Here is a 14,443-nt window from a genome sequence, read left to right as displayed (position 1 = left end):
CTAGCGGCAAATGTCGCTGGTTGCTTTTTCTTTTTTACTTCTTAAATGTCTAGTGATTCTTTTTTCAACCTCTACTGCTAAGAACAACAAGAACACATTTCCTAAAATAACGATTTGTTGCGCCATACTAAGTCCAACTGTTCCGATCAATTGTTGTGAGACAGGAAAAAAGACGACTGCTGTTTGTAGTAAAAGTAAAATCCCTAATGATACAAATAACGCTCTATTTTGCAGTAATCCCTTGTTTAACGATGGATTTACCAACTCTCTACAATTGATCATATATGCTGCTTGCGCTAAGACAATGTTTTGTAAAAGCATTGTTTGCTGTAACGCTTGTCCATCAAAGCTCATTGCTAACAAGTACGCAGGGATCATGATGAGCAATGAAACATAGACGATCCTAAACATACTATAGCCGGATAAAATCCCCTCATTCGTCTCTCTTGGCGGTCTTTTCATTGTATCTGCACTTGCCTTTTCAAAGCCTAGAGCATAAGACAAAGTGATCGTCGTTACCATGTTGACCCATAAAATTTGAACAGGAGTCAATGGCAATGGCTGATTCGCCATAAGTGCCCATACAACGATCAAGCCTTGCGCCAACGCTGTAGGTAAAAAGAAATTGATCGTTTTCTTTAGATTATCAAAAATCCGTCTACCTTCTTTTACTGCCTTAGCGATCGTATGGAAATTATCATCTGCTAAAACCATATCTGCCGCTTGCTTACTCACTTCACTGCCTTTGATTCCCATGGCAATACCGATATCCGCTTTTTTCAATGCAGGAGCATCATTGACACCATCTCCTGTCATCCCGACAATTTCTCCATTATTTTGTAAAGCTGTTACGATTCTTAATTTGTGCTCTGGGGTTGTTCTGGCAAAGACATCGACTTGTTGTACTTGAACTGCTAGCTCTTCCTCTGTCAACTGGTCGATATCGACACCTTCTAATACCTTTGCAGTGTGCTTCAAGCCAATTTGCTCGCCGATCGCTTTAGCTGTTTCTTTATGATCTCCTGTGATCATTTTTACCGCGATCCCTGCTTCTTGTGATTCTTTGACTGCTTGAATCGCGCTCTTTTTCGGTGGATCGATGATGCCGGCTAAGCCTGCAAACGTCAACTCTGACAGCATCTCATGTGTCAGTTCCTGTTGTGACGCTACTTGCTTATAAGCAAACCCAAGCACTCTTTGACCTTTTTTGGCCAGTGCGGAAGCTTGTCTTTGCCAACTGATTTGCTGTGTTTCAGATAAATTTGATTTTGCCATCAGAACTTCCGGAGCTCCCTTTACAAAGATAACTGCTCCTTGTGCTTCCGGATGTAAAGTTGCCATATATTTATAGCTGGAACTAAATGGAATTTTCCCAATAACTGGTTTTAGTTTTAAATCAGCATCTTCCACGTAATGAAGCAGCGCTAATTCAGTTGGATTCCCCTGCAGCTCGCTTGCAGACTGATGATCTTTTAATTTTAATTCCTGACAGTTGTTCATGATTTCTTCGATCATTTGCGGCTCATCTGTTGCTAAGTCTACAACGGTCATTTTATTTTCTGTCAACGTTCCTGTTTTATCAGAACAGATGACAGTCATCGCACCTAGTGTTTCAACAGAGGGCATATTTTTGATAATAGCATTTTCATCAGCCATTTCTTTTACGCCCATTGATAAGATCATTGTCAAAACTGCTGGCAATCCTTCTGGAATCATCGCAACGATCAAAGCGATCATTGCTGAAAATATCAGATTCCACTCCATTCCATGACGGAAGGTCGTGAAGAATAGAAGGAAAACGATCAGGAGCATGATTCCTTTAAAAATCTGCTTGTTTAGCTGGTGCATTTTTTTCACTAAGGGTGTTGTTTGCTGCTTGACTGATTGCAGCGCATGGTTGATTTTACCAATTTCAGTTGCATCGCCAGTTGCGACAACGCTTCCTAAGGCTGAACCGGATTGAACCAACGTTCCGGAAAAAGCCATATTTTTTTGATCTCCTGCTGGTGCTTCTTTTGCTAAAACTTCTGTGTTCTTCTCTGCTGCTTCTGATTCACCTGTCAAAATCGATTCTTCGATCAAAAAATCATGCACTTCAAATAGTCTTATATCTGCCGGTACCACATCACCAGCCTTTAATGCGACGATATCTCCTTGCACCAGTTCTTCTGCAGATACGAGTGTTTTCGTGCCTTCTGAAAGAATGATCGCCTCTTGTCCCATCATTTGCTTAAGCCCATCCAGCGACTCTTCTGCCTTGCGCTCTTGCCAATAGCTAACGAAGCCATTGATCACAACGACTAAGAAAATAATTGCTCCTTCAACGAAATCCCCAGTAACAAATTTTAAGATTGCCGCTGCCGTTAACACGAGCATCAATAGATCCGTATAGTGCTTTAAAAATTTTTGCCACGGTTTTACTTTTTGTGTTTCTTCTATTTTATTATAGCCATCGGCTTCAAGACGATTTTTCCGTTCTGCTTGTGAAAGTCCGCTAGGGTTCGTTTTTGTTTGCGTCATGATTTGCTCTGTTGTTTGTTTATACCAGCTCATAAATTGATCCTCCTGTTATTCTTGATACCTTTATTATACGTAGCGGAGAGACCTATAACGGTCGATAATTTCAGGGCTGGCTGAAAAAAATGAGTCTTTGATTGTCGGTAAAATAAAAAATCAACTACGAATATCTATAACAAAAATAGAACCAACATTCAAAAGAATCTCGGCTCTACTTTTATCTCTAGTATAACTCTGTACAATAGTATTATTTATATAGATTGCAACACTCGGATACTACTTTTATTTTACAATAGATTGAATCGCCCTTTCATAGACGTACTCTTCCCCACTGTTAAATCATATTGAATCAAACAATATTCATTCAACAGTTCTTTATGTTTACTTGAAATACTCTCTTATGGCAGCATTTTTTTGTGACAGAAAAAAATTTTGTCCTTTGTAGTTATTTGATATGCTCGCATGCGGATCTGTCGTTGAAGGTAAGACCCCATTCGTCATCAAAGCATAGAACAGTTAAACGTAAAAAGAACAAATCAATTTCTTGATTTGTTCTTTTCTAATCTATTTAATCAATTATTTATTTTGAAATAATTCAATATAACTATTAAAAAAGATCAATTTGATACAAAAAACGATTTAAAAAAATATTTACAAATCCACAAAATAATAATCTAAATATGGTTTAATGAATATTACCATATGTAGTATTTACTACCATATACAGGATTGTATGTTGAAAAATAAGTAAGGAAAGCTGCTCCAGGTTTTACCGAATCAAAATAATAAGTGTGTCCAGGATAAACTGGCTCTTTTCCTCCATAAATGTTATGAAAGTAGAATGAATCTCCAGAAACAGCAACTGCAAAATAAGGATTTGCCCTTATATTCTTAAATGTGAAACGATACCCACTATATCTCCATCCGCTTCCTGAAAAAATATTTGAGCCTGTATTCATAGGTTTTTCGTCTAAATATCTTGTAGCCGTTGGTATGTTAGCTCCTCTACTCGTAATAGCAGGTGGTTCAGGTAACGTTTCTGAATCTATTACTTCTAAATCTTGAGTCTCTACATAAGTCTCTTCCATTACCTCTGGCAGGATATCTTCTTTTGCTTCTTCCTGGTTTTCAAGCAATTTTCTTTCAATAATCTCTACATACTCCTTAGAGCTTTCTTCAGTCATAAAGCCTTCTGAAATCGGATTATATACTAGCCCTTCTCCGTTGTTTACGTTCTCTTTCATTGATTCAAATGAAGCAGCTGATGCATTTTCACTTAAAATAATACTGCAAAACAAACATACTCCGATTCCTAAAAATATTTTTTTCACACAAACACCCCTTTATACATATCTTAAAGTAAGAATAACAAAATAATTATCATTGTCAACAACCTTAAAGATATTTATAATTCACTTTTAGACACTCAAAAAAACTTAAATTCATTTATTATCTATTTCAAATGATCCAACTGTCCTAATAGCCTTTCCTGTATCGTCGATTTGATTCACTTCGATTTTATAGCTAGATTGTTTATCTAACGCACTAAAATTAAACACTATCTCAAACTCACCAGTAGTAGGGTCCCAAACTTCCATTAAAACTTGATCATTCCTTTCGATACCATTTTTATAAATAGTAGTAGCATACCTCTCATCATAGAATCTTTCAATTTCTGAATAATAGTCTTCAAATTGAGCTTCTTTAGCGACAAAAGTAACCGTTGTTTGTAAGGCATCACTAGAAGCAATGATATTAGTAATGTTATTGCTATTGCTTATTTTAGGGATAGCAGTTTGAGTTAAAGGTTTTGTATTAACTTCAAAACGCCAATCTCCCAAATACTTTAAAGCTGTATCTACAGTAAAGGATTTACGTTCTGGATCCGCTTGCGCTTCTTTTTTGGCTGCCTCCAAAACATCTCGATCTTGCCATTCTAAACTATTAATAACTAAAGTTAATTTAGCATCTTTGGGTATCTTATTAGTAGAAATTACAGACCCATAAAACATATTTCCTTCTTTACGAAAAGTGGATATACCTCCTTGATCACCATCTAATTCTTCTTGATTACCATTACCAAACAATTGAAATCGAATAAGTTGTCTGTTATTTCCACTCTTAATTTCTTTCTCCAGTAATTCTGTTAACTTATCATCCTTGATTTCAAATTGATAATCAAAAGCATATTTTTTTTCCGTAGCAACAAATTTAGTAAGTGTAATTTCTAAATCATTTTTGGTACTAGATAATTGTGTCTTTGTAGAGATCCCTTCATTTTCTACAGTTTCAATTCCTTGATCTTGACTAATTCCTAACAAACTTTTTATTGCTGTATTTACTTGAGGATTAAATGATACAATAGCTATTATTGAAGCAATGACACTTGTAAAAATTATTATTTCTTTGGTTAGATTCTTTTTTTGATGAATTTTTCCATCTAAAATATTTTGTCTGTTTTTTTCTAATTTCGCCAGTACTTCTGATGGAATTTTCATTTCTTTTTTTATCAAATCAATATCCTTTTTACTCATTAAAGCTTCCTCCTAATATCTTTTTTAATTGTTTTCTTCCACGTGCTAACCTTGTTTTTATAGTATTTTTTGGTACTTTTAATTCTTTAGAAATTTCTTCTATGCTAAATCCTGCATAATAATATAATACAATCGGGATTCTATAAATCTCTGGTAGAGTACTCAATTCATTTCTTAGTTCAAAAGGTAAATTCCCTGTGTCTATAATATTTTCATGTTCTAGTGGGACGATGTCCTCTCTTTTTTTTAACATAGTTTTTGCAACATTAATCATTATTTGAAATATCCACGTATTAAAAGCTGATTCATTTTTTAGCTTCTTAATGTTTGCCCATGCTCTAATCTCTGTTTCTTGCAGACAATCAGCAACATCTTCATTATTTAAGAGTATTCTGTATGCTGAATTATATAAAACATCCTGATATAATTTACACAATTGGATAAATGACTCAGCATCACCATTTTTAGCTCGCTTAATTAAAAAAATTCTTGAATCATTATTCTTCATTTATACACCTTCCATTTCTAAGAAAACATAGACTAAATATTTGCCCTTCACTTATTAGACTTCAAAATTTGAGTAAAAGTTTCATTAAAAAAATTTATGGTTGATTTTTATTTTACTAAGATAATTTAAATTTACCAAATGCCTGTTAATAACGCGGAATCAGTAGGTATCGTCTTTAGTATAAAAAATGGAAATAAAAACACCTTCTGAATAACAAAAGATATTTCTATTTCCAAATTAAGTTACATTTTAATATATATACTTTACTTAATTATCATAATCATATATATAATTTTATCCGTAATATTTCATTCTCCAGTTATTAATCTTTTTAGAAATTACTATAAAAAAATTCTAGTTCCGATTGTAAAAGTTTATTCTCTTCTTCTAGCTCTTCAATTTCACTTTCAAAGAGATATTGATCGACTTTATTCAGCCTTTCCATTCTGTTCTTATTAATCCTTATTCTTAAATAAACATTGTCATTTTTTTCTAAAAAGGGTAAACCTCTTTGTTTTTTTTATCAGAATATCGCTAAACATTAGCCCTACTGAACTTTTGTAGCTTTGTTTTTAATAATAGAATCATTAGCCATCCCATATCCTCTAAAAGCCGCGTATAAAAAAGACTAAATAACCCATATTTGTCCAACTTTCAATTTTGGTATTATTTAGAGCTTAGGTCCATACTACCTACTCAAACTAAATACATGATTCTCTTAATAATACACTTCATCAAGAAAAAGTCCTTGTGCCGGCACCGTTTCGCCCGCTTCACTTCGGACTTTTTGCTCAAATATGTCATCGATCGTTGCAATAGCTCTTTTGCCGCTGCCGATTTCTAGCAGTGTGCCCATGATGATCCGAACCATTTTATATAAAAAACCATCTCCAACAAAGGTGATCCGCAGCAAGCTTCCATCGCGATGGATCGAGAGCTCATCGATTGTTCGAACGGTCGATTTTTTTGTCTTTTTCAATGCAGAAAAACCGATGAAATCATGTTTTCCGATCAATTTCTGACAGGCTTCATTCATTAACTCAAGGTTCAATTCTTGCGAAAATTGAAAGCTATAATTCCTCTCAAACGCTGTTGGAATAGAATCATTCCAGATATAGTAGCTGTACTTTTTCCCAACTGCATTATAACGCGCGTGGAAACGTTCAGGCATGTCTTCTACCTTTTTCACTACAATATCTCTTGGTAAATAGCGATTTAAAAACTCGAGTATCTCGCTTGTCTTCATCTCAGTATCGGTCTTAAAATTTGCTACTTGTCCACGAGCATGTGTTCCAGCATCAGTTCGACCGGAACCGATGATTTCTATCTCATTTCCTGTCATTTGCTTTAAGACTTTTTCGATTTTCCCCTGAATCGTTTTATCAGAATCTCCAAGTCGTTGCCAACCAAGATATCTGGCACCATCATATTCAATCGTCAATTTGATATTTCGCATTCGCTTATTTCGCTCCTCATTATCCTTTTATTTCTATTAAAAGTGTCAATTTATACTATCACAGAACGAATACTGAAAACAATTTGAAGTTATATTCAATAAAAAAAGCGAGCTTGAAACATAACTCTTCAAGTTATATTCCAAGCTCTTCATAACTAAATAAATGGCGGGAGCAGGGGCAATTCCTTGAAAATAAACCTTTCTGCCCCAACCACACTTTTTCTGGTACTATTTATTTTTTTCGTTGTTCACTGATCTTTTGGTATAACTCGCCCGTCGTTTTCACATTACCAATATCTTTAGCTTTTAAATCAGCTTTTTTAGCTAAGTCTTGAATCAGTTCGTCAGTCACCGGCTCAGATATATTGATCGACGCAATATTCGTCACACCCTCTTCGCTAGGCAATTCTACTATTTCAGCATTGATCAACTCTACGACTGCTTTTCTTTCAGGCGCTTCTGTATCCACACCAACAATGCGCCAATTATTTAAAAGTTTACCTTCATACACGCCATTTTTTTCTTCTTTGATGTAACGAGCAGCCAATTCACGAATTCGTCCTTCTTTTTCACCAAATGCCTCTTGCGAAAACGTGGAGTAGCCTTCTTTGAATTTACGTCCAGCCAAAGGTCCATCCTCTGACACTAAAAAGTTCATTCGGTATTGATTCATGCCAATTTTTAAGTTTTCTCCATCTGTGATCGGTGTTTCATCGAGTCTTCGCAAATTAGTAATACGTTCGCCCGCTTTTTTGGATAGATCGATATCGTATTTTACATTGTAGAAACGATCATTTGTATTATATTTGCTGGAACGGCGTTCAATATTATAGCTGACCGTTACATCTCCTGGTTTTGTTTGATTGTAATAATCTGCACCCCACTCCATATAATCCTTTAAATCTTTCCCTGTAATATCGTAGACAGTCACTTCACCATCTGTAAATTGATAATTTCGGGCAATATCTTTTTTCTTGATCTCCCCCATATCTAGAGAAGGCGTATCTGTATCGATCTGAAATGCAACAACATCCGCATTTTGACTATAATGAAGCATGACTTCGCCAAAGAAATTGACCAATGGCGTTTCTTGAATTTGTGCAGAAGAAATACCTTTGATCTCATCTTTTGGCACTAAATCCATTCCGGTTAGTTCACCTAGCACTGTATTAGCATCTTTTCTGGCTTTTTCATGAGAAGCTTGTAAAAGATCATTGATCTCCTGATCTTCTTCATAGCTGGCTACTTCGATCGCTGAACCAGCTTTTTTCTTCACTTCATAGCTGTCACCTTTTTTTACTAAGTCGATATCCACCCGAGAAACATAGCGTCCGTATTTATCCGGTTCAACGATCAAAACATCATTGATAAACTCTTCTTCAACTAACGTGTGCATATGTCCTGCAAAAACAACGTCCAATTCTGGTACCGCTTCTGCCATATCAGCAACTCCTGTATTGTGCACATCATTTTCATTATCGATACCCATATGAACAACACCGACAAGAACATCGACCTTCTTTTTCAGATCTTTTACAGCTTTTTTCGTTTCTTCTACTGGATCTGTCAATTTTTTCCCGTCAAAAATATCCGTATCTTTTTTAAATTCTGCGACCATCGGAGTTGTCATACCGATAAATCCGATCTTGACACCGTCTTGTTCCACGATTTTATATGCATCATAATACGGCGTTCCATCCTCTAATGCGACATTCCCAGCTAAGACACCACCTTCGAATTGATCAGTGATCTTATCCAATACACCAAACCCGTAGTCAAACTCATGATTGCCCATTGTCCAAACATCATAATCCAATGCCTTCAAGACCTCTGTTGCTGGATGCGGCTCATCGTCTTTATATAGCTCTGCTGAATTATCCTGGATCAAGTCACCAGCATCAACTAATAATACATTGTCGTTTTTCGCTCTGATTTCCTTTACGATCGTTCCAATTTGGGCAAAACTTCCGATTTTATTTTCAACGTCTGTCGCATAATCCCAAGCCATATAGCGCCCATGGATATCAGACGTTCCTAAAATCGTTACTGTTTTTTCATTGGTCTCCTGTTTTTCTCCACTACTTGCAGTATCCTTAGTTTCTGAAGAACAGCCAGCTAAAAACCCCATCCCAAGTAAAATAGTTATCCCCATGCTTAAATACTTTTTCATTTTTTATGCGTTCAGTACTGTACCAAACGACTCCCCCTTTTTCTTTATTAGAGTAAATTTCGTAATGAATACCCTTTCATTACGGTAGCATAGTCTATTTTGGAAAACAACAGCTAGTCGTATATTTCAAAAAAAGAACGAGAGCGGGACAAAACTAAAAAGTAGTTTTGTTTCGCTCTCTAAACCCGAATAAACGGCGAGAAAAAAGCAGCTCCTTCTTATTTCTCGGAGCTAAACACTTTTGTCTCAGCCTCTTCTTACTATTAATCTAATTCAACTTTGCCTGTATACAACTGATAATAAACACCTTTTTCAGCTAAGAGATCCTCATGATTTCCTCTTTCAATGATTCGTCCATGATCCATGACCATGATCACATCTGAGTTTTGAATCGTTGATAATCTGTGAGCGATGACGAAAACTGTTCTGCCTTCCATCAATCGATCCATCCCCGCTTGAACATGCTTTTCCGTTCTCGTATCGATACTAGATGTCGCTTCATCCATGATCATGACCGGCGGATCAGCAATGGCGACTCTGGCGATTGCTAACAGCTGTCGTTGCCCTTGAGATAACCCTTCTCCGTCTCCTGTGATCACTGTATTGTATTTATCCGGCAAATTATTGATAAACGCTTCTGCATTCGCTAACTGTGCTGCTTGAATGACTTCTTCATCCGATGCACCTAAATTACCATAACGAATATTTTCCATGATCGTCCCTGTAAATAGATGCGTATCCTGTAACACAATGCCCAATGATCTTCTTAACGAATGTTTTTTGATTTTCTTCACATTGATACCATCATAGCGAATCTTACCTTCTTGAATATCATAAAAACGATTGATCAAATTTGTGATGGTTGTTTTACCAGCTCCTGTTGCACCAACAAAAGCAACTTTTTGGCCAGGTTCAGCATATAATTGGATATCTTTTAGTACCTTCTTATTTTCGGTATAGCCAAACGAAACATCTTCAAAACGAACATCACCTGTTAGCTCAGTATAAGTCACAGAACCATCTTCGTGCGGATGTTTCCAAGCCCAGATCCCTGTCCGTTGCTCATTTTCTACTAGCTGACCATTTTCTTTCGTCACATTGACTAACGTGACATACCCTTCGTCTACTTCTGGTTTCTCATCGATCAATCGGAAAATCCGATCCGCACCCGCTAATGCCATGATCACAAAGTTGATTTGCTGCGACACCTGACTGATCGGCATATTTAGCGAACGGCTCAATTGCAAGAAAGAAGCGATCATACCGATCGTTAGCCCTGAAATGCCATAAACAGAAAATAATCCACCGATGATCGCTAACAACACATACTGGATGTTCAACAGGTTCATCATGATCGGCATCAAGCTGTTGGCGTATTTATTCGCTTGTGTTGCACTTTGGCGAAGTGATTCGTTCAGTGCTGTAAATTCTTCGATCACTTTTGGTTCATGATTAAAAATTTTAACCACTTTTTGTCCATGCATCATTTCTTCGATGTAACCGTTGACTGATCCTAAATCTTTTTGCTGCTTGCCAAAATACTTCCCGCTTTTCCCTGCAATCATCCGAATCGTAAAAATCATGATGCCTACAGAAACAATCACGATCAACGTCAATGGCACACTGATCGTAAACATAGCAATAAATACACTGATAAAGCTGACTGCTGCTGCTAACAAATTAGGGATACTTTGAGAAATCATTTGACGCAGTGTATCTGTATCATTTGTATAATGACTCATGATATCACCATCAGAATTTGAATCAAAATAACCGATCGGCAAGGTTTCCATATGGGTAAACATTTGGTCACGAATTTCTTTTTGTGTCCCTTCGCTAATCCGCACCATGATCAAATTGTAAAACAGATTACTTAAAATCCCCATGCCATAAATCAAAGCCATCGTTGTGATTGCTTTCAATAGTCCTGAAAAATTAGGATCGCTTTGTCCTAACAACGGCGTAATATGATCATCGATCACGACTTGAAGGAAGAGCGAGCCGCGAACATTCGCATACGTACTCAACAAAATAAAGAAGATAACTAAAACTAATAACCCTTTATATTTCTGTAGCATATAAGAAAATAAACGATTCAAGGTTTTCAAAGGATTTTGGGGCCCGCGGGCACCTTTTTTAGGCTCATTACTCATCGTCTTCACCAAATCCTTTCTGTTGCGATTCATAGACTTCCTGATAGATCGGATTCGATTCTAGCAACTCTTCATGTGTACCGATTGCATCGATAAGACCTTTATCCATCACGATGATCCGGTCTGAATCTTGAACGGAAGAAACTCTTTGACCAATAATAAAGGTCGTTGTTCCAGGAATCTCCTGTCTCATCCCTTCACGAATCAAACGATCCGTTTTGGTATCGACTGCACTAGTAGAATCGTCCATGATCAAAATTTTAGGCTGCTTCAGCAGCGCTCTTGCAATACACAGCCGTTGTTTTTGACCGCCAGAAACGTTATTTCCGCCTTGAGAAATCATCGTATCGTATTTATCGGGAAATTCTTGAATGAAACTATCCGCCTGAGCAATCTTACACACACGGATCAAATCTTCATCCGTTGCGTCTTCATTCCCCCAACGCAGATTTTCCTTGATAGTCCCTGTAAACAACACATTATTTTGCAGCACCATACTAACCTGATCTCGAAGTGTCTTCAAATCATAATCGCGAACGTCATGACCGCCGACTTCGACTAGACCTTCTGTCACATCATAAAGTCTTGGGATCAGCTGGACCAAGGTTGATTTAGAGCTTCCTGTTCCACCGACAATACCAATCACCTCGCCTGATTTGATCGACATATCTGCATGCTTCAATGCAAGCTTTTCAGGATCATTGGCATAACTAAAACAAACATCCTTAAAGGTCACACTTCCGTTTGGCACGTCGTATAATGGATGCTCGTTATTTTTCAGATCGCTTTCCTCAGATAGAACTTCAGTGACACGCTCTGCGGATGTTCGCGCAATGATGACCATGACAAAAACCATAGAAAGCATGTTTAAGCTCATCAAAATCTGCATCGTATAGGTAAACATACTAACTAATTCACCCGTCGTCAATGTTCCGCCAACAACAAACTTTGCGCCCAGCCAAGAAATAAGCAGCATACACGTATAGACTGCTGACTGCAATATCGGATTATTGAATGCCACGATACTTTGTGCATGTGAGAAATTTTTATAAATATCTTTTGAAACTGTTTTAAATTTTTCATCTTCAAAATCTTCTCTAACATAGGACTTGACTACTCTGATCCCTTGAAGATTTTCTTGTACAACATTATTTAACCGATCATAGATCCGAAAAACTTTTTCAAAAATCGGATGGGCAAAATAAATCACAAGTCCTAACCCGATCATTAAAAATGGTACGACTGCCAAATAGATCACTGACAAATCACCATTGATTTTAAATGCCATCAATAAAGAGAAAAAGAAAATCAGTGGGCTGCGCACAAGCAAACGAATGATCATTTGATAGGCATTTTGAATATTAGTCACATCTGTCGTCATTCGTGTGATCAAACTTGACGTTGAAAAACGATCAATATTTGAGAATGAAAATGCCTGAACTTTAGAGAATAAATTATCCCGCAAATTTTTTGCAAACCCAGCAGAAGCGACCGCCGCATAGCGACCGGACATTGCACCAAAGAATAACGCAATGATCGCACAAATAAATAATAATCCACCATACATCAAAATAGCTTTTGTGTCGCCTTTTTCGATGCCATTATCGATCATCATTGCCATGATCAATGGAATAATAATATCTAATGCAACTTCTCCAGTCACATAGATCGGCGTGATGATACTTTCTTTTTTGTACTCACCAACATTAGCAAGTAATTTTTTTATCATACAGTCAATTGCCTCCCTTATCTATTTTGATATTTTTACTGTTTTCTGACAGTTTTTCCAATACATGAAAAAATACATCCAATTCTTCTGTTGGAATATCGTTGATCAAGCGAGCATCAAAATTTTCCAATTTATCAATATTCTCCCTGACTTTCTGCTCACCAGCCGTTGTCAGAAAAATCGCCTTCAAACGATTATCTTCTTTACAGGATTGACGTTCGATCATTCCTCGTTTTTCCAATCTTTGTAAGATCCCGCTCACTGTCGATCTGCGAATATCGAATTCCTGCTCAACATCTTTTTGATAGACTGCTGCTGATTTACAATTTTTCCGATGAATAAAATTCAGAATCCGCATTTGGATCCCGGATGAAGGCTCACCGTCTTCTTTCAGAATTTCAGCCACTTTTCTGTTCAACTCATTTGATACGATTTTTACTTTAAGCGCCGTTTTCCTGCTCATGATTTCTTCACCGCCTTAATAGTTCGCTGCCTAACTATTCTACGATAAACTCCTAGTGAAGGTCAAGCTGATTTTCTGAAAATCTATGTAAAACTTGATTCTACTAACAAAGCTTTATGTTATTCTCCACAAAAAAGAGGGTGACTGGGACAAAACTCTGCGAGTCAAATCCCGGAAACCTGTACTCCGGATAAACGGTGAGAGCAGAAGCAATCCAACTACGTTGCACTCCGATCTCATCAAATGCTAAGGGCTAAAGCCCTAAGCTTTGAAGGTCGGAAATAAGCACTTCTGTCTCAACCTCTTCTAAATTTGACTATCGATCAAAAACGAGCATATTTCTTAATGCTTCGCTTTTCTCTATTTTCCAATCACTAATCTTCTTGTGTAGACAGCTTGACCTGAGTGCATGACCGCATCGTCGATTGCAGAAACTATTCGTACTTGACGTGTTACTGGCGGAGTCCAGTTTTCATCAATGATCTCACTCAGCTTATCTTCTTCCAACGTTTCTAAATATTTATTGGTCAAAGAAATACTTGCATGCAAATAGTCGATCAACAGCTGTTTATCTTTTACGACTACTTTCGCTGCCTCCTCAGGGGTATGGCACCAATCTTCTGTATCATCAGGTAAATCTAGAGCAAACCGTTCACTCCAGCCAGCGCTCAGCCATAAAGGGTCTGTTTTATTTAACTCAGAAATCTGATAATCCAGCTCACGTGCGGTATGCCAGATAAGCCAAGTGACTGATTTGATCAATGGTCGAGGCATCGTATTGGCTTCATTTACATTCATTTGATCCAAGGTTTCTTCAAACCTTTCCTGCGCTCGTTCTAACGTGTCGATAGATAATTGTGTGATCTTCATACATTGATCCCTTCTTTCTACTTATAGTTTACTACGGCATTTG

Annotated in this window: 10 protein-coding genes; all 10 read right to left on the bottom strand. The window is 37.1% G+C overall.

Translation table 11 applies throughout. From position 1 onward, the window contains the following. Positions 1-2,553, bottom strand: coding sequence for an HAD-IC family P-type ATPase (locus IGI58_RS10100; RefSeq protein ID WP_429953522.1), 2,553 nt, complete (start codon positions 2,551-2,553; stop codon positions 1-3). A gap of 659 nt (positions 2,554-3,212) precedes the next feature. Further along, positions 3,213-3,848 (bottom strand): hypothetical protein, encoded by a 636-nt coding sequence (locus IGI58_RS10095; RefSeq protein ID WP_429953523.1) that lies wholly within the window; start codon positions 3,846-3,848, stop codon positions 3,213-3,215. A 111-nt stretch (positions 3,849-3,959) separates the two neighbouring features. Then, the gene (locus IGI58_RS10090; protein WP_429953524.1) at positions 3,960-5,051 is read right to left on the bottom strand and encodes a hypothetical protein; all 1,092 of its coding nucleotides are present in this window, start codon (positions 5,049-5,051) and stop codon (positions 3,960-3,962) included. Beyond that, positions 5,044-5,559 (bottom strand): RNA polymerase sigma factor, encoded by a 516-nt coding sequence (locus IGI58_RS10085; protein WP_429953525.1) that lies wholly within the window; start codon positions 5,557-5,559, stop codon positions 5,044-5,046. Before IGI58_RS10085 ends, IGI58_RS10090 begins: the two co-directional genes overlap by 8 nt. A gap of 718 nt (positions 5,560-6,277) precedes the next feature. Further along, positions 6,278-7,015: a tRNA pseudouridine(38-40) synthase TruA gene (truA, locus tag IGI58_RS10080; RefSeq protein ID WP_429953526.1), complete on the bottom strand. Its 738-nt coding sequence runs from the start codon at positions 7,013-7,015 to the stop codon at positions 6,278-6,280. Positions 7,016-7,247: 232 nt separating this feature from the next. Then, entirely contained in the window at positions 7,248-9,185 is a 1,938-nt protein-coding gene (locus tag IGI58_RS10075) for a bifunctional metallophosphatase/5'-nucleotidase (RefSeq protein ID WP_429953527.1), read from the bottom strand. Positions 9,186-9,448: 263 nt separating this feature from the next. Then, a complete protein-coding gene (locus tag IGI58_RS10070) occupies positions 9,449-11,338 on the bottom strand; it encodes an ABC transporter ATP-binding protein (protein ID WP_429953528.1) in 1,890 nt (629 codons plus the stop codon). Then, positions 11,331-13,067: an ABC transporter ATP-binding protein gene (locus tag IGI58_RS10065; protein ID WP_429953530.1), complete on the bottom strand. Its 1,737-nt coding sequence runs from the start codon at positions 13,065-13,067 to the stop codon at positions 11,331-11,333. Before IGI58_RS10065 ends, IGI58_RS10070 begins: the two co-directional genes overlap by 8 nt. Positions 13,068-13,071: 4 nt before the next feature. Then, the gene (locus IGI58_RS10060; RefSeq protein ID WP_429953531.1) at positions 13,072-13,530 is read right to left on the bottom strand and encodes a MarR family winged helix-turn-helix transcriptional regulator; all 459 of its coding nucleotides are present in this window, start codon (positions 13,528-13,530) and stop codon (positions 13,072-13,074) included. 360 nt (positions 13,531-13,890) lie between these two features. Further along, entirely contained in the window at positions 13,891-14,400 is a 510-nt protein-coding gene (locus IGI58_RS10055; protein WP_429953532.1) for a DinB family protein, read from the bottom strand. Positions 14,401-14,443: the final 43 nt, after the last annotated feature.

The organism is Enterococcus sp. AZ020 (genome assembly GCF_050499205.1).
Classification (GTDB): domain Bacteria; phylum Bacillota; class Bacilli; order Lactobacillales; family Enterococcaceae; genus Enterococcus_L; species Enterococcus_L dunnyi.
Note: the sequence above shows the minus strand (reverse complement) of the source record. Positions and strands in the feature narration are given on the sequence as shown.